Below are 15,862 nucleotides of genomic sequence, written 5' to 3' on the forward strand. Positions count from 1 at the left end.
AAGATTGCGCTTCCCGCTTTTGTGGCTGGGCCGCTCCGGCGTTCAGTCGATCACGAGGCGCTTGGCCTGGGCGGCGATCTTCTTGGGCAGGTTCAGTTCCAGCACGCCGTCGGTGAAGCGGGCGGAGGCCCTGGATTCGTCGACGTCCTGGCCGAGCTGGAAGCTGCGCGACACCTGACCGAAGTAACGCTCGGTGCGCAGCACGCGTTCGCCTTCCTTCTCTTCCTTGTCCTGCTTGCGCTCCGCGCTGATCGACACCACCGGGCCGTCGATGTGCACGTGGATGTCTTCCTTCTTGATGCCGGGCAGTTCGGCGTGCACCTGGTACGCGTCGCCGATCTCCTTCACATCGACCCGCATCTGCGGGGCTTCGGTGGTGGCGGTGCTGCCGTATTCGACCGGGCGGACGAAAAAGCCGCGGAAAAAGTCGTCCAAAGGGTCACGGCGAGTCAGGTTGCTCATGCGTAAATCTCCTTGTCCTGGTTGCGGTATCGAGGGCCGGGTGCCCTCTCTGATCCGTATATAGGGTGCGCGTCGGAGGACTTCAAGTGGGTCGGAGCGGCTACACTCCCGCCCTCGACGACCGAAGGAGTTGCCCATGGAAAAACCGCTGTTCCCGCCGCCCACCAATGTCTGTCCCGCGTGCGGCGCGCAATTCACCTGCGGCATGAACGCCGGCGAGACGACCTGCTGGTGCACGGCCTTTCCGCCCCTGCTGGCGGTGCCGGCCGACGAACAGACGGGTAGCTGCTATTGCCCGGATTGCCTCAGGAAGCGGATCGAGGCGGCACCGCCGCGCTGAGGCGCTGCGCGACCAGCTGGATCGCGTCCCGATTGGTCCACGAGAACACCCGCCCGGCTGCGAGGTGCCACGGGAGCCAGGCGGATGCGGTGTGCTCTGCGGGGGCGAGGCGAACCGCCACGGCGGTCGGCACGCACAGGCTGAAGACGTGCTCGGTGTTGTGGGTGACGCCCGGCGCGTAGCGACCGCGCCAGCGGAGCAGGATCGGAAAGCGGTTGGCGAGTCGCCAATCGGTGAGATCGGCCGCCTCGGCGACGATGCCGGTCTCTTCGGCCACTTCGCGCAGCGCCGTCGTGGCGAGGGATTCGTCGGCCTCGCGGCTGCCGGTGACCGACTGCCACAGGCCCGGGCTGCCGGCGCGCTCGAGGACGAGGACGTCGCGCTGTGGGGTGTGGATCACCACCAGCACCGAGACGGGCTGCTTGTAAATCGGATTTACTCCAGATCCTGCAGCCAGGCCATGCCGTCGCTGGCGGTGCCAACCAGCGTCCAGAACGGAATGCCGTCTTCGCGCCAGGTGTCGGCGGCATCCTGGAAGATCGACAGGGCCGTCGCGAAATCGGTGGGGCTGGCGGTGGCGAAGCCGTCGGCGTGGTCGAGGACGATCACGTAGCCGTCGGCGGCCATCCACGACAGGTCGGTGAGGCAGTCGGCCAGCGCGTCCCAGTTGTGACCGTACCAGTCGGGAAAATTCAGGGCGGTGCCGATGGCGGCGAGGAAACCCGCCTTGTCGGTGACCTTCGAGAGGTCCACCCGGTGCATCGGGTAGTCGAGGCTTTCGGCGGCTTCTTCGAGGGCGAGGTCGGCGGCGTAGGGCATGTGGTAGAGCCCGGCCCGTTCGGCGCGGGGGAGCAGGGAATGGAAAGGTGCGCGGGACATGGCGTTACTCCCGGATGCGGCGGAAGCTGCGGTAGTGGTCGTCGGAGTAGTAGAACACCGCGGGCGGATTGCCGCCGCTGATGATGCGTCGGGCGCCCCGGTCGCGGGCACCGGGGGTGGTCACGGTGAATTCGCGGTAATAGCCTCGGGCGGCGTCGGGCAGGCGGCCTTCGCGGTTCTGGAAGGGAATGCCGTCCCGTCGATAGGGGTAGGGGCCGCCCTGGTGGATCAACGCCAGGGTGTCGCGGGCCTCGGCCGGCAGAGCGCCGACAGCGACGCCGGGGATGTCTGCACCGCGCCAGTCGAGCAGGTCGCGGGCATGGGCACTCTGGGCGACGACGAGGAGGACGAGGGCGACGAGGCGAAGGCAACGGGCGAGCATGGCGGGCAGCGGGCGTGTTGAAATCCGCCGTCAGTTTAGCAGCGCCGTCTCAGGCCTGGATGCCGTATTTCTTGAGCAGGTTGTAGTAGTAGGCGGTGAGGGCGGGCAGGCGACTGTTGCCCGGGTCCTGGCTGCGGGCGCGTTCCATCATGCCGCGGGCCTGCTCGGCGAAGCGCTCGTTCCAGCCGCAGTGCTCAATGTGCTTGAGCAGTGCCAGCGTGGCGTTGAACAGGACGTGGGTGTTGCCGGGCATGCGCCGCACGGCGCTCAGCATGAACTGCACCGCGCCGTCGTAATCGCCGTCCTGAGCCTTGCGGGCGCCTTCGGAGACGAGATCCTTGACCTCGCCGTTGATCTGACCGGCGAGTTGTTCGCCCAGTTCGGCCTTGCCGACGGCCTTCAGCATGTCCTTGGCGTGGGCGACGGCCCGATCGTCAGGGGCGTTGCGCATGATGTCGAGGACCACTTCCGTTCCATGGTCGTCGAGCCGGGTGGCGAAACAGGCGCGGGCAAGTTCGCCCTTGAGGCGGGGCGAAAGCGCCTGGGCGGCCCCCTGATCGGCCAGCAGTTGCTTGATGGCTTCGCCGGCCCGCTCGGTGTCGCCCTTCTTGACGTGCACCAGCGCACTCGACAGGGCCGAGCACGAGCGCGTCTTGTCGAGCCCGGCCATCGAACGTTCGAGGTCGCGGATGGTGGCCTCGGCCTGGGTGGTGTCGCCCTTGCCGAGCTGGGCCTGGAGCAGACGGACGTGGTCTTCCGGGTCACGGAAATCGGAATACTTGCCCTTGCGCACGACCTCGCTGAGGATCTTCTCGGCGGCCTCGTGATCGCCGGTCTCGATGGAGAGTTCGCCCAGGCGGCGCAGGCGGCCGACGCGATGGGGCGACAGGGCGGTGGCGCTGGCGAGGATGCTGCGGGCGGATTCGAGCTCGCCGGCGGCCTCGCGGGTGCGCGACAGCCAGTCGTAGGCATCGACGAAGAGGTCGTTCTCGTTGACCAGCGACTGGAGCATGTCCTCGGCCTCGGCATAGCACTTCTGCATGAACAGCGATTTCGCGAGACCGAGCCGGGCCCACGGAATGCTGCGGGTGCTGAGGATGCGCTCGTAAAGCCGCTGGGCTTCGTCGGCGTTGCCGCTGGCCACGTGGAGCTCGGCGCGCAGGCGCATGAAGTCGAGCTGCCACTGGGGGAATTTTTCTTCCGCGTCGGCGCAGTAGGTGATCGCGTCGGGAACGTTGCCGAGCTCGATGAGGCGGTAGGCCGGCATGAAGGCGTCGCGCTTCTCGAGGGCACGCAGGATGCGCTCGTGCAGGGTGTCGGCGGCGAAGGGCTTGAGGATGTAGTCGTTGGGTGCGAGTTCGGCCGCACTGACGACGCGTTCATACTGACGCTCGCCGGTGACCATCACGAACAGCGTCGAGAGCGGAATGATCGCGTTGTGGCGCAGGTCTTCGAGCAGGTGCTGGCCGTCCTGGCCGTCGCCGATGTGGTATTCGCAGAGGATCAGGTCGAAGCGCGCGTCGCGCAGCTTGCGCACCGCCACGCCGGCGGTCACGGCGAACTGGACCTTGGCGATGCCGCTCATGTTGAGCATGTTGCGAAGCTGAGTCCGCATGTTCGGATTGGCTTCGACGATGAGGGCGGAGATGGTGTCCAGGTCGATCACGGTGGCAGAGGCAGGTCAGGGGCGATTGACTCTGCAAACGGCCGCCGGTGGTGAATCTTGATAGGTTGATGCAAGAAAATGGGGCAGACGGCGAACCGTCTGCCCCATTCTGGTGCTGCTGTAATGCGGCAATCAGGCGGCCGGCGTCGCACCCGGATTGTTGCGCAGGCGGATGTGCAGTTCGCGCAGCTGCTTTTCGTCCACCGGCGACGGGGCGTCGGTGAGCAGGCACTGGGCGCGCTGGGTCTTGGGGAAGGCGATCACGTCGCGGATGGACTCGGCGCCGGTCATCATGGTGACGATGCGGTCGAGGCCGAAGGCGAGGCCGCCGTGCGGGGGCGCACCGTAGCGCAGGGCGTCGAGCAGGAAGCCGAACTTGGCCTGCTGTTCTTCCGGCCCGATGTTGAGGGCGGAGAAGACCTTTTCCTGAACTTCGGCGCGGTGGATGCGCACCGAGCCGCCGCCGATTTCCCAGCCGTTGAGGGCCAGGTCATAGGCCTTGGCGAGGCACTTGCCGGGGTCGCTGGTGAGCAGCTCGAGGTGCTCGTCCTTCGGGCTGGTGAAGGGGTGGTGGCAGGCGGTCCAGCGCTTGTCGTCCTCGTCGTACTCGAACATCGGGAAATCGACGACCCACAGCGGCTCCCAGGCCTTGCCGTTGACGTAGCCCTTCTCGTGGCCGAGCTTGATGCGCAGCGCGCCGAGGGCGTCGTTGACGATCTTGGTCTTGTCGGCGCCGAAGAAGATCAGGTCGCCGGACTGGGCGCCGGTGCGTTCGAGGATGGCCGACAGCGCGGTGGCGTGGATGTTCTTGACGATCGGCGACTGCAGACCGGTTTCGTTGGGCTGGCTGGCATCGTTGACCTTGATGTAGGCGAGGCCCTTGGCGCCGTAGATGCCGACGAACTTGGTGTATTCGTCGATCTCGCCGCGGGACAGGCTGGCGCCGCCCGGGACGCGGATCGCCGCCACGCGGCCGCCGGAGGTCGCGGGGCCCGAGAAGACCTTGAAGGCCACGTCCTTGACGAGGTCGGTGACGTCGGTGAGTTCGAGGGTGACGCGCAGGTCGGGCTTGTCGGAGCCGAACCGGTCCATCGCCTCGGCGTAGCTCATGCGCGGGAACGGGTTGGGCAGTTCGACGGCGAGGACTTCCTTGAAGATGGTGCGGATCATCTCCTCCATCATCGCGGTGATCTCGGCTTCGGTGAGGAAGGAGGTCTCGATATCGACCTGGGTGAATTCGGGCTGACGGTCGGCGCGGAGGTCTTCGTCGCGGAAGCACTTGACGATCTGGTAGTAGCGGTCGTAGCCGGCCACCATCAGCATCTGCTTGAACAGCTGGGGAGACTGGGGAAGCGCGAAGAACTGGCCGTCATGCACGCGGGAGGGTACGAGGTAGTCGCGGGCGCCTTCCGGGGTGCTCTTGGTGAGCATCGGCGTTTCGATGTCGATGAAGCCCTGGGCGTCGAGGAAGCGGCGGAAGGCCATGGCCGTGCGGTAGCGCAGGATCATGTTCTTCTGCATCTGCGGGCGGCGCAGGTCGATGACGCGGTGGGTCAGACGGGTCGTCTCGGAGAGGTTTTCCTCGTCGAGCTGGAACGGCGGCGTGGCGGAGGTGTTGAGGATCTCGATCTCGTGACACAGCACTTCGATCTCGCCGGAGACCAGGTTGGTGTTCTCGGTGCCGGCCGGGCGGCGGCGCACCTTGCCGGTGATCTTGAGGACGAACTCGCCACGGATCGATTCGGCCACCTGGAACATCTCGGCGCGATCGGGATCGCACACCACCTGGACGAGACCTTCGCGGTCGCGCAGGTCGATGAAGATCACGCCGCCATGATCGCGACGACGGTGAACCCAGCCGCAAAGGGTGACGATCTGGTCGAGGTAGGCGGTCGATACAAGGCCGCAGTATTGAGTTCGCATGGTGGAGTCTTTGTTTTCTGGAAGAACGGAACGCGCCTGCCGGGCAGACGCGTCGTGGATTCGCTTACTGGTTCAGGAGGGCCGCCGCCGGTTGAAGGGCCGCGGGCCGGGCGGGCGGCGGCGGGGCGACGACGCCCATCGAGATGATGTACTTGAGGGCCTCGTCGACGCTCATGTCGAGCTCGATGGCGTCCTTGCGGGGCAGCATCAGAAAGAAGCCGGACGTCGGGTTGGGCGTGGTCGGCACATAGACGCTGACGAAATCGCCGCCCAGGTGATGGGCCGCATCGCCGCCGGGCGCGCCGGTCTGAAAACCGATGGTCCACATGCCCTCGCGCGGGTACTGGATCAGCAGTGCCTTGCGGAAGGCCTGGCCGTTGCTCGACAGCAAGGTGTCGGAGACCTGCTTGACGCTGTAGTAGATCGACTTGACGACCGGGATGCGCGACAGGAGGCTTTCCCAGAAGCGCACCATGCGCTGGCCGACGAAGTTCGCGGCGGCCAGCCCGGTAGCGAGGATCACCAGCAGCGACACGACGACGCCGACACCCGGCACATGAAAACCGAACAGGGCGTCCGGGCGGATCGAGGCGGGGACGAGCAGCAGGATCTGGTCGAGGGTGGTGACGATCCACGCCAGCACCACGAAGGTGATGACGACCGGGATCCAGATCAGCAGGCCGGTGACAAAGTATTTTTTCATTCAGCGGTCAGGGGCGCGCGGGCGCTCAGTGGCACGCGCAGCTACCGCCGCAGGGTGTCGAAGCCGGAGCCTCCGATTTCGCCGGTTCGGATTTCGGGCTGGCGCCGGAGCCACCCTTGAAGTCGGTGGCGTACCAGCCGCTACCCTTGAGCTGGAAGCCCGCGGCCGACAATTGCTTGGCGTAGGTCTCGGCGCCACAGGCGGGGCAGGTGGTGAGCGGTGCGTCGCTCATTTTCTGAAGGTGATCTTTTTGATGGCCGCAGGTGCTGCAGCGATACTCGTAGATGGGCATGACGAGCTCCGGAAAGTCAATGGGGCGAAGTTTAGCGCATCGCAACATCGGGCGAAACACGGCCCGGTTCCGCCGAGGTGGGGGCGGAACCCTTGTTTTCAAGATGCGGGGTCAGAGCATCCCGAGATACGCGGCGGTCAGCGGTGCGCCCCAGAACAGCGCGAGCAGCCCGGCGGCGCCCAGGTAGGGGCCGAAGGGGATGGGAATCTCCCGGCCATGCTGGCGCAGCACGATCAGGGCGATGCCGACCACCGCACCGACCAGCGAAGACAGCAGGATGGTGAGCGGGAGCACCTGCCAGCCGAGCCAGGCACCGATGGCCGCGAGCAGCTTGAAGTCGCCGTAGCCCATGCCTTCCTTGCCGGTGGCGAGCTTGAACAGCCAGAACACCGACCACAGCGAGAGGTAGCCGGCCGCGGCACCGATCACCGCGCTGGGCAGGTCGGTGTAGGTGCCCCCCAGATTGAGCAGCAAGCCAAGCCACAGCAGCGGGAGGGTGATGCTGTCGGGAAGCAGTTGGGTGTCGAGGTCGATGAAGCACAGCGCGATCATGGCCCAGATGAAGACCAGGGCGCCGGCGGCGGCAACGCCGAAGCCGAAGTGGAAGGCCGCGACACCCGACAGTGCGGCGCAGAGCAGCTCGATCAAGGGGTAACGGGCACTGATCGGACCGCTGCAATGGCGGCAGCGACCACGCAGCAGCAGGTAGCTGACCACCGGGATGTTCTCGAGCGCGCCGATCGGGTGTCCGCAGTGCGGACAGCGGGAGCGCGGTGTGGCGAGGTTGAAGCGCGGCGTCTCGATCGCTTCCTCGCCACGCAGGCTTGCCGCCTCGGCTTGCCATTCGCGTTCCATCATCACCGGCAGGCGGTGGATGACGACGTTGAGGAAGCTGCCGATGAAGAGTCCGAGCAGCGCGCAGACAGCCGCGAAGACCAGCGGATCGCGAAAGATGTCCATCGAAATCCGCCGGCTTAGCCGACGACCGCGCCGATCTTGAAGATCGGAAGATACATCGCGACGACGAGGCCGCCGATCACTACGCCGAGGAAAACCATGATCATCGGTTCGAGCAGCTGGCTCAGGCCGGCGACGGCATCATCGACCTCGCGCTCGAAGAAGTCGGCGACCTTGCTGAGCATCGAGTCGAGCTGGCCGGATTCTTCGCCGATGGACACCATCTGGATGACCATGGTCGGGAACACGAGGGCATTTTGCATCGCGACGGTGAGGCTCGTACCGGTGCTCACCTCGGACTGGATCTGTCGGGTGGCCTGTCGATAGACCACGTTGCCCGCTGCGCCACCGACCGAGTCCAGGGCTTCGACGAGGGGAACACCGGCGGCGAACATCGTGGACAGCGTACGCGTCCAGCGGGCGATGGTGGCTTTCCGGACGACTTCGCCAATGACGGGGATCTGCAGCGTCATCTTGTCGACGGCCACCTGCATCGGAACGGAATGCTTGTACGCGTAGGAAATGCCCAGCAGGCCGCCGATCAGCAAGGTAAAGCCGATGTACCAATAGGCGAGGAAAAAGTCGGAAATGGCAATGACCAGCATCGTCGGGGCGGGCAGGTCGGCGCCGAAGCTCGCGAACACCTTCTTGAACTCGGGCACCACGAACAGCATCATGACCGAGACGACCAGTGCGGCCACGACGACCACCGCAACCGGGTAGAACATCGCCGACTTGATCTTGCTCTTGATGGCGAGGATTTTTTCCTTGTACGTGGCAAGACGATCGAGGAGGGAGTCGAGGATGCCCGCCTGTTCGCCGGCCGCGACGAGGTTGCAGAACAGCGCGTCGAAGTGGTCGGGGTGGCGCCGGAACGCCTGGGAAAGGCTGCTGCCGGTCTCGACGTTGGCGCGAACGTCGTTGAGCAAGCGGGCCAACGACGGGTTGCCACAGCCCTTGATCGAGATGTCGAAGGATTGCAGCAACGGCACGCCGGATCGCATCATCGTGGCGAGCTGCCGGGTGAAGAGCGCGATGTCCTTGTCGGTGATCTTGCGGCCGCGGGCGAAGGCCTGCTTGCGGATCTTGTGGGTCAGGATGCCCTGACGGCGCAGGATGGTCTGCACGACGGTTTCCGTCGTGGCGCGCATTTCACCCCGGATGATCTTGCCGGTCTTGTCCTTGCCTTCCCAGATGAAAAGGTGTTCGCGCGCGATGTTGGAGGCGGCGCGGGAAGGGGCTTTCTTGTTCGGTGCAGTGGCCATCGATAGTTTCCGCGTGAAGCAATCACTCGTTCGTGCAGGCGAGGACTTCGGTCAGCGACGTGACCCCTTGCTTCACCTTCAGCAGGCCGGACTGGCGCAGATCCCTGACGCCCTCGATCTGGGCTTGGGCCGCGATATCCATCGAGTTGCCGTTCGTCATGATTATACGTGCGATCTCTTCGGAGATCGGCATCACTTGGTAAATGCCGAGCCGCCCCTTGTAGCCGCTACCCTTGCATCGCTCGCAGCCCTTGGGGCCGTAGGGTTGCCAGGTGCCGTCGATGTCCTCCTGGGTGAAACCCGCCGAGATGAGGGCTTCGATCGGGATGTCGACCGGCTGTTTGCAGCTGCACAGGCGGCGGGCTAGCCGCTGGGCGGTGATCATGATCACCGACGAGGCTATATTGAACGGCGCGACGCCCATATTCTTGAGGCGTTCGAGCGTGGACGGGGCATCGTTGGTGTGCAGGGTCGACAGCACGATGTGGCCCGTTTGCGCCGCCTTGATGGAAATCTCGGCGGTTTCGAGATCGCGGATTTCGCCCACCATGATGACGTCCGGATCCTGGCGCAGGAAGGCGCGCAGGGCCGACGCGAAGGTGAGGCCGGCCTTTTCGTTGACGTTGACCTGGTTGATGCCGGGCAGGTTGATTTCGGCCGGGTCTTCGGCGGTGCTGATGTTGACGCCCGGCTTGTTGAGGATGTTGAGGCAGGTGTAGAGCGAGACCGTCTTGCCGCTGCCGGTCGGGCCGGTGACGAGGACCATGCCGTAAGGCCGGGCGATGGCTTCGAGCAGGGCGGCCTTCTGGTCGGGTTCGTAACCGAGGGCATCCACGCCCAGCATGGCCGAGGTGGGGTCGAGGATCCGCATCACGATCTTTTCGCCGTGAAGCGTGGGCAGCGTCGAGACCCGGAAGTCGATGGCCTTGTTCTTGGAGAGCACCAGCTTCATCCGGCCGTCCTGGGGCACGCGCTTCTCGGAGATGTCGAGCCGCGAGATGACCTTGATTCGGGCAGCGATCTTTTCCTTCAGGACGAGGGGCGGCTGGGCGATCTCGCGCAGGATGCCGTCGGTGCGGAAGCGGATGCGGTAGTACTTCTCGTAGGGCTCGAAGTGGATGTCCGAGGCGCCTTCGTTGATGGCGTCGATCAGCAGCTTCTGGATGAAGCGCACGACGGGCGCGTCGTCGACTTCGGAGGCGCTGTCTTCGATGGGCGGAGCGTCGGCCGGGCTGTCCTGGCCGAGCAGATCCATGTCGAATTCTTCGCCGGTGAGGTCCTTGAGGGTGGCGGTGGCGCTTTCCGAGAGTCGTTCGACCAGGGCAACCAGCTTGGGCGCCTCGACAACCACCGGATCGACGACCAGGCCGGTCTGAAAGCGGATCTCGTCGAGGACGCGCAGATTGGACGGATCGGCCAATGCCAGGCTGAGCCGGTTGCCGCGCCGCCCGAGCGCGACGACCTGATGCTTGATCATCAGCTTGCGGTCGATGGCGTCGACGGGCAGGTAACTGGGTTCGAAGGCGCCGAGGTCGAGGGCTGGCGAGCCGAAGGTCTCGGCCGCGAAGCGGGCGACGTCGTTGGCGCTCATCAGGCCCCGGTTGATGACTTCGAGGACGAACTCGTTCGGGTTTCCCGAGGTCGACGAGCACTGGACGGCCTCGGCCTCGAGGAGCCGGCCGTGTTGAACCAGGGCGCGCGCGAGCCCGCTCAGGGCGGCTTGGGGAGTTGCTGACATGCCTGAACGTCGATGTGGTTGGTCGGCCTGAAATGTGCTTGGATCATGCCGTCAGGCCCGGGGCTTGTAAAGCCGCGACACGTTTTGTGGCTACTTTTTTGCATTGGGGCGGAATATTCGCACGGTCTTGATGCGACGGTCCTCCGCCTGGACCACTTCGATGGGAACGCCGGCGATCTTGATCGACAGACCGGCTTCGGGGATGTCCTGCAGGTGTTCGAGGAGCAGCCCGTTGAGCGTCTTGGGGCCGTCGAGCGGCAGGTCGAGGCCGAGCTTGCGGTTAACGGTGCGCAGGTGCTGACCGCCGTCCACGAGCAGACTGTCGCCCTGCCAGGCAAGGCGTTCGGCGCCGCCGGGGGCGCTGGTGGTGAACTTGCCGATCAGCTCCTCGATGATGTCCTCGAGGGTCACGAGGCCCAGCAACTCGCCGTATTCGTCCACCACCAGACCGAGGCGCTCGCGGTTTTCCTGGAAGAACTGGAGTTGCGAATAGACCGGCGTGCTGGCCGGAATGAAGTAGGGGCGCGACAGCGTTTCGCGGATGTCCGCGGCGCTCAGGCTGCGTTCGAGGGTCTGGCCGAGGACGCGACGGACGTGGAGTATGCCGATCACCGCGTTCATCTCGCCGTCGAAGACCGGCTGCCGGGTGTGGTAGCAGGTGGCCAGGTGGCCCTCGATCACGTCGATGGGATCGGCGATGTTGACGGCCTCGATCTGGTTGCGCGGCGTCATCACGTCCTCGACGGTAATGTCCTCGAGCTCGAACAGGTTGAGCAGGATGCTGCGGTGTTTGGGCGGGATGAAGCCGCCCGACTCGATCACCATCGTGCGCAGCTCTTCCGTGGACAAGTGCTGGGCGGTCTGGCTGCCATCGCTGTCGAGGCGCAGCAGGCGGAGCAGGCCGGCCACGAAGAGATTGACGAACCACACCACGAAATACAGCCCCTTGAGCAGCCCGGAAAGCGGGTAGCTGACGATGCTGGCGAGGCGATTAGCGTGGTTCGCGCCGATCACCTTCGGGGTGATCTCGGCAAAGACGAGGATCAGGAAGGTGACGCCGAGGGTGCTCACGCCGAGCACCCATTCCTCGTTGCCGAAGAGCTGGATCGTGATGACGCTGACCAGCGTGGCCGCCGCGGCGTTAACGAGGTTGTTGAACAGCAGGATGATGCCGAGCAGCTTGTCGGTCTGGTCGAGCAGCTCGAGGGCCAGCCGAGCGCCACGGGAGCCGAGGCTGGCGGCGGAGCGCAGGCGATAGCGGTTGGCCGCCATCATGGCCGTTTCGGCCATCGAGAAGAAACCGGAAAGCGCCAGCAATGCGGCCAGGATGGCCGACTGGGCGTAAAGCGGGATGGCGTCCACGCGGGGTGCGGGTGATTCCGTTGAAAAGGCCGACCGAGTATTCAGGCCGGGTCGGGCCTTGTCAAGCGCTGCGGCCGAGCAGCACCTCGGCGACGAAGCGGCTGCCGACGTAGGCCAGCATCAGCGCGATGAAGCCGGCCAGGGTCCAGTATTGCGCCTTGCGCCCGCGCCAGCCCTGGAAATGCCGGCCGGCCAGCAGGCCACCGAAGATGAGCCACGAGATGACCGCGAAAACCGTCTTGTGGTCAAAGCGGAAGGCCTTGCCGAACAAGGCTTCGGAGAACAGGATGCCCGAGCCGACGGTCAGCGTGAGCAGCACGAAGGCGATCCCGATCAGCCGGAACAGCAGGGTTTCCATCGTAAGCAGCGGCGGCAGCGCGGCGATCGCGCGGGTGAGGCGCGCGCTGTGCAGGCGACGTTCGGCGGCGGCCATCAGCACCGCGTGCAGGGCGGCCAGGGTAAAGAGGCTGTAGGCCAGCATCGCCACCACGAAGTGGGCGCGGAACAGCGGCGAGTTGGCGTTCTCGAGCACGTGGGTGTCGGGAAAGAAAGCCGGCAGCAGCGAGCACACGGCCGCAACGGGCATGCCGAGGGTCTGCAGGCCTTCGAGCCGGGCGTAGAGGCTCTCGATCCAGTAGAACAGGATCGCCAGCCACAGCATGAGCGACAGCGCGAGACTGAAACCGAAATGAATGCCCTCCGCCGAGAAGAACGTGCTGTTGAGCGCGAAGCCGTGGGCGATCAGCGCCGCGAGCATCAACAGGCGCTCCTTGGGCTGCAGGCCCTGGCGTGGGGCGGCGGTTGGCGCGACCCAGCGGCTGTGCCAGAAATGCACGCCAAGCAGTGCGTACAGGGAGGCGGGGAGGAGATGAAGTAGAATCGCGGGCATCTTCGAAGTTTACCCCAAGGCCTCCGCTACAAACCATCATGCTGGATAACCTCACGACGCGACTTGCCAAAGTCGTTAAAACCCTGCGCGGTCAGGCTCGCCTGACCGAAGACAACATCCAGGACGCCCTGCGCGAGGTCCGCATGGCCTTGCTGGAGGCCGACGTGGCCTTGCCGGTGGTGAAGGACTTCATCGCCCGGGTGAAGGAAAAGGCCGTCGGCACAGAGGTGCTCAGTTCGCTGACGCCGGGCCAGGCCCTGGTCGGCGTGGTGCATCGCGAACTCACCGACCTGATGGGGGGCGCCCATGCCGGGCTCAACCTGGCCACCCAGCCGCCGGCGATCATCCTGATGGCGGGTCTGCAGGGCGCCGGCAAGACGACGACCACCGGCAAGCTCGGCAAGATGCTCGTCGAGCGGATGAAGAAGAAGGTGCTGACCGTGTCCACCGACGTCTATCGTCCGGCGGCCATCGCTCAGCTGCAGACGGTGGCCGAGCAGGCCGGCATCGCGTTCTTCCCGTCCTCCGTCGATCAGAAGCCCGTCGACATCGCCCTGGCGGCCGTCGATTACGCCCGTCGCCACTACTTTGACGTGCTGCTCGTCGATACCGCCGGCCGGCTCGCCATTGACCAGGCGATGATGGAGGAAATCCAGGCGCTGCACGCGACGGTGAAGCCGATCGAAACCCTGTTCGTCGTCGATGCGATGCTCGGCCAGGATGCGGTGAATACCGCCCGCGCTTTCAACGATGCCCTGCCGCTCACCGGCGTGGTGCTCACCAAGCTCGACGGCGATGCCCGCGGCGGCGCGGCCCTGTCGGTGCGTCACGTGACCGGCAAGCCGCTCAAGTTTGCGGGGGTCGGCGAGAAGCTGGCCGGCCTCGAGGAGTTCCATCCCGAGCGGATGGCCAGCCGGATTCTTGGCATGGGCGACATCCTGTCGCTGGTCGAGGATGCCCGCCGCGGCGTCGATGAAGAGAAGGCCAAGGAGTTCGCCCAGAAGCTCAAGAGTGGCAAGGGCTTCGACCTGAACGACTTCAAGGACCAGCTCGGCCAGATGAAGAAGATGGGTGGCCTCACCAGCCTGCTCGACAAGCTGCCGGCGCAGTTCGCGCAGGCCGCGGGCCAGCTTCAGGGCGGCGTCGAGGAGAAGGCCGTCAAGCGCATCGAGGGCATCATCAACTCGATGACCCCGCTCGAGCGGGCCAAGCCGGAACTCCTCAAGGCGTCACGCAAGCGGCGGATCGCCGCCGGCGCCGGGGTGACGGTGCAGGAGGTCAATCGCCTGCTGAGCCAGTTCGAGCAAACCCAGAAGATGATGAAGCAGTTCTCCAAGGGTGGCATGCAGAAGATGATGCGTGCCATGAAGGGGCTGATGCCCGGCGGCGGCCTGCGCTGAGTCGATTCCGCAGCCATCGGGCAGAAACCATGTCGGCGGCGCGCGCCGGGGAGGAGAGGGCGATGGCCGCGGACGATCGCTGGCGGCTTGCCATCGAGGCTGCCGGCGACGGGCTGTGGGACTGGAACCTGGCCGAGGACCGCGTCTATCGCTCGCCGCGATGGGGGGCGATGCTGGGCTACGCACCGACCGAGGCTGCGCGGCTGGGGTGGCGCGCGCTGCTTCATCCGGACGACCGCGAAGCCGCCCTCGCCAGCCTCGAAGCCTGCCTCTCGGGCGAGCAGGCGTCGTATCAGGCGGAGTTCCGGCTGCGCTGCCGGAATGGTCGCTACTGCTGGATATCGGCCCGCGGCGGGGTGGTCGAGCGCGGCCCCGCCGGGGAGCCGCTGCGGGTTGTCGGCACTCACCGGGATATCACCGCGGCGCGGGAGCGCGTCGAGACCCTCAAGGCCTCAGAGCGCCTCTGGCAGTTCGCCCTCGAGGGGCACGGCGACGCCTTGTGGGACTGGACGCTCGACAGCGGCGAGATCAACCTGAGCCCGTCCTTCCGGGTCATCATCGGCTGGCCCGACGACGTGCCGCTGCGCGGCAACGACATCTGGCCGGAGCGCCTGCACCCGGACGACCTGCGTCGGGCGATGGCGGCCTTCAACGCTCATCTGGCCGGCGGCCGTCCGATCACGGAGGTGGAGTTCCGGCTGCGCGTGGATGACGGCAACTACCGCTGGATGTCGCTGCGCGGCAAGGTCATGGAGCGCGATGCCCAGGGCCGGCCGGCGCGGATGATCGGCACGGTGCGCGATGTGCACGACCGCTATCTCAGCGTGGCCCGCGAAAAGCGCCAGGAGGGCGAACTGGCCCGCGCCGCCCGTCTGATCCATCTGGGCGAGATGGCCTCGGCGCTGGCCCACGAGCTCAACCAGCCTCTCACCGCGTTGCGCAATTTCAGCGCGGTCGCGCTGCGGCGGCTGGAGGAACTCGGTGCCGCCGGCGAGCGCATCCGCGAGCCGCTCAAGATGATCTCCGAACAGTCGCTGCGCGCCGGCGACATCGTCCACCGGGTGCGCGGTTTCGTGCGGCGTGGCGGTCTCGTGCCGGTACCGGTGGCGATCAACGACGTGGTGCGCAGCGTGGTGCGGTTCGCCGAGTTCGAGGCCCGCGCCCACGCGGTGCAGATGAGCCTCGAGCTGTCGGAGCCGCTGCCGAGCGTGCTCGGCGACCAGGTGCAGCTCGAGCAGGTCCTGAGCAACCTCGTCAAGAACGCCATCGATGCGATGAGCGCCAGCCCGGGCGAGCGGGAGCTGGTGATCCGGACCCGCGTGGCGGGCGACGGAAGCGTCGAGGTGGGGGTGATCGACGTCGGCGAAGGCCTGGCCGAATCGGTCCGTCACGACCCCTTTGCCCCCTTCGCCACCACCAAGCCCGATGGCGTCGGGCTCGGTCTGGCAATTTGTCGCACGATCATCGAGAACCACGGCGGACGACTGTGGGTCGAATCCAGTACGGCGAGCGGCACGACTTTCTGTTTCGCGCTACCCTCGGCCGTGGCGCCCTGAACGCCGGCAGCACGACATAAAAAGAACGAAGGCAGAGAGGAGGCTGAC

The 15,862-nt window shown here is 65.9% G+C and carries 16 protein-coding genes; 3 read left to right on the forward strand and 13 right to left on the reverse strand.

What is annotated here, in order from left to right:
- Positions 1-42: 42 nt before the first annotated feature.
- Positions 43-462, reverse strand: coding sequence for an Hsp20/alpha crystallin family protein (locus ACE3P2_RS12875; protein WP_374265047.1), 420 nt, complete (start codon positions 460-462; stop codon positions 43-45).
- Between the two features lie 136 nt (positions 463-598).
- On the opposite strand from ACE3P2_RS12875, the gene ACE3P2_RS12880 reads away from it, so the two are divergent.
- Positions 599-802 (forward strand): cysteine-rich CWC family protein, encoded by a 204-nt coding sequence (locus ACE3P2_RS12880; RefSeq protein ID WP_374265049.1) that lies wholly within the window; start codon positions 599-601, stop codon positions 800-802.
- On the opposite strand, the gene nudB is transcribed toward ACE3P2_RS12880, so the two are convergent.
- The 12 genes from nudB to ACE3P2_RS12940 all read right to left on the reverse strand — a co-directional run bounded on the left by nudB (position 768) and on the right by ACE3P2_RS12940 (position 12,858).
- A complete protein-coding gene (gene nudB / locus ACE3P2_RS12885) occupies positions 768-1,319 on the reverse strand; it encodes a dihydroneopterin triphosphate diphosphatase (RefSeq protein WP_374265117.1) in 552 nt (183 codons plus the stop codon). The two genes, ACE3P2_RS12880 and nudB, sit on opposite strands and share 35 nt — an antisense overlap.
- Positions 1,238-1,681, reverse strand: a complete 444-nt coding sequence (locus ACE3P2_RS12890) for a barstar family protein (protein WP_374265050.1) — start codon at positions 1,679-1,681, stop codon at positions 1,238-1,240. Before ACE3P2_RS12890 ends, nudB begins: the two co-directional genes overlap by 82 nt.
- A gap of 4 nt (positions 1,682-1,685) precedes the next feature.
- Positions 1,686-2,063, reverse strand: a complete 378-nt coding sequence (locus ACE3P2_RS12895; protein ID WP_374265052.1) for a ribonuclease domain-containing protein — start codon at positions 2,061-2,063, stop codon at positions 1,686-1,688.
- A gap of 49 nt (positions 2,064-2,112) precedes the next feature.
- Positions 2,113-3,729, reverse strand: a complete 1,617-nt coding sequence (locus ACE3P2_RS12900; RefSeq protein WP_374265053.1) for a tetratricopeptide repeat protein — start codon at positions 3,727-3,729, stop codon at positions 2,113-2,115.
- A 132-nt stretch (positions 3,730-3,861) separates the two neighbouring features.
- Complete coding sequence (gene aspS, locus ACE3P2_RS12905) at positions 3,862-5,652, reverse strand: aspartate--tRNA ligase (protein ID WP_374265054.1); 1,791 nt, start codon at positions 5,650-5,652, stop codon at positions 3,862-3,864.
- A gap of 64 nt (positions 5,653-5,716) precedes the next feature.
- Positions 5,717-6,355 carry a DUF502 domain-containing protein gene (locus ACE3P2_RS12910; protein WP_374265055.1) on the reverse strand — a complete coding sequence of 213 codons (639 nt, stop codon included), beginning with the start codon at positions 6,353-6,355 and terminating at the stop codon, positions 5,717-5,719.
- A 25-nt stretch (positions 6,356-6,380) separates the two neighbouring features.
- The gene (locus tag ACE3P2_RS12915; RefSeq protein WP_374265056.1) at positions 6,381-6,647 is read right to left on the reverse strand and encodes an FmdB family zinc ribbon protein; all 267 of its coding nucleotides are present in this window, start codon (positions 6,645-6,647) and stop codon (positions 6,381-6,383) included.
- Positions 6,648-6,758: 111 nt separating this feature from the next.
- Entirely contained in the window at positions 6,759-7,607 is an 849-nt protein-coding gene (locus ACE3P2_RS12920; RefSeq protein WP_374265058.1) for an A24 family peptidase, read from the reverse strand.
- A 14-nt stretch (positions 7,608-7,621) separates the two neighbouring features.
- Positions 7,622-8,869, reverse strand: coding sequence for a type II secretion system F family protein (locus ACE3P2_RS12925; protein ID WP_374265060.1), 1,248 nt, complete (start codon positions 8,867-8,869; stop codon positions 7,622-7,624).
- Between the two features lie 22 nt (positions 8,870-8,891).
- Positions 8,892-10,607: a type IV-A pilus assembly ATPase PilB gene (gene pilB / locus ACE3P2_RS12930; RefSeq protein WP_374265062.1), complete on the reverse strand. Its 1,716-nt coding sequence runs from the start codon at positions 10,605-10,607 to the stop codon at positions 8,892-8,894.
- A gap of 90 nt (positions 10,608-10,697) precedes the next feature.
- Positions 10,698-11,969 carry an HlyC/CorC family transporter gene (locus tag ACE3P2_RS12935; RefSeq protein ID WP_374265064.1) on the reverse strand — a complete coding sequence of 424 codons (1,272 nt, stop codon included), beginning with the start codon at positions 11,967-11,969 and terminating at the stop codon, positions 10,698-10,700.
- Positions 11,970-12,030: 61 nt separating this feature from the next.
- On the reverse strand, positions 12,031-12,858 hold the full coding sequence (locus ACE3P2_RS12940; RefSeq protein WP_374265066.1) for an inner membrane protein YpjD: 828 nt from the start codon (positions 12,856-12,858) through the stop codon (positions 12,031-12,033).
- Positions 12,859-12,896: 38 nt separating this feature from the next.
- Here ACE3P2_RS12940 and ffh point away from each other — a divergent pair, with 38 nt between their 5' ends.
- Positions 12,897-14,258 carry a signal recognition particle protein gene (gene ffh, locus ACE3P2_RS12945; protein ID WP_374265068.1) on the forward strand — a complete coding sequence of 454 codons (1,362 nt, stop codon included), beginning with the start codon at positions 12,897-12,899 and terminating at the stop codon, positions 14,256-14,258.
- 62 nt (positions 14,259-14,320) lie between these two features.
- Positions 14,321-15,814, forward strand: a complete 1,494-nt coding sequence (locus ACE3P2_RS12950) for a PAS domain-containing protein (protein WP_374265070.1) — start codon at positions 14,321-14,323, stop codon at positions 15,812-15,814.
- Positions 15,815-15,862: the final 48 nt, after the last annotated feature.

This window comes from Zoogloea sp., from assembly GCF_041911615.1.
Classification (GTDB): Bacteria; Pseudomonadota; Gammaproteobacteria; order Burkholderiales; family Rhodocyclaceae; genus Zoogloea.

Excerpts from the sequence above, each read along its gene's own strand:
- ffh (WP_374265068.1), top strand. The coding sequence starts at position 12,897 with ATGCTGGATAACCTCACGACGCGACTTGCCAAAGTCGTTAAAACCCTG.
- ACE3P2_RS12940 (WP_374265066.1), bottom strand. The coding sequence starts at position 12,858 with ATGCCCGCGATTCTACTTCATCTCCTCCCCGCCTCCCTGTACGCACTG.
- ACE3P2_RS12875 (WP_374265047.1), bottom strand. The coding sequence starts at position 462 with ATGAGCAACCTGACTCGCCGTGACCCTTTGGACGACTTTTTCCGCGGC.
- ACE3P2_RS12920 (WP_374265058.1), bottom strand. The coding sequence starts at position 7,607 with ATGGACATCTTTCGCGATCCGCTGGTCTTCGCGGCTGTCTGCGCGCTG.
- ACE3P2_RS12895 (WP_374265052.1), bottom strand. The coding sequence starts at position 2,063 with ATGCTCGCCCGTTGCCTTCGCCTCGTCGCCCTCGTCCTCCTCGTCGTC.
- ACE3P2_RS12890 (WP_374265050.1), bottom strand. The coding sequence starts at position 1,681 with ATGTCCCGCGCACCTTTCCATTCCCTGCTCCCCCGCGCCGAACGGGCC.
- ACE3P2_RS12950 (WP_374265070.1), top strand. The coding sequence starts at position 14,321 with ATGGCCGCGGACGATCGCTGGCGGCTTGCCATCGAGGCTGCCGGCGAC.
- ACE3P2_RS12915 (WP_374265056.1), bottom strand. The coding sequence starts at position 6,647 with ATGCCCATCTACGAGTATCGCTGCAGCACCTGCGGCCATCAAAAAGAT.
- ACE3P2_RS12925 (WP_374265060.1), bottom strand. The coding sequence starts at position 8,869 with ATGGCCACTGCACCGAACAAGAAAGCCCCTTCCCGCGCCGCCTCCAAC.
- aspS (WP_374265054.1), bottom strand. The coding sequence starts at position 5,652 with ATGCGAACTCAATACTGCGGCCTTGTATCGACCGCCTACCTCGACCAG.
- pilB (WP_374265062.1), bottom strand. The coding sequence starts at position 10,607 with ATGTCAGCAACTCCCCAAGCCGCCCTGAGCGGGCTCGCGCGCGCCCTG.
- ACE3P2_RS12880 (WP_374265049.1), top strand. The coding sequence starts at position 599 with ATGGAAAAACCGCTGTTCCCGCCGCCCACCAATGTCTGTCCCGCGTGC.
- ACE3P2_RS12910 (WP_374265055.1), bottom strand. The coding sequence starts at position 6,355 with ATGAAAAAATACTTTGTCACCGGCCTGCTGATCTGGATCCCGGTCGTC.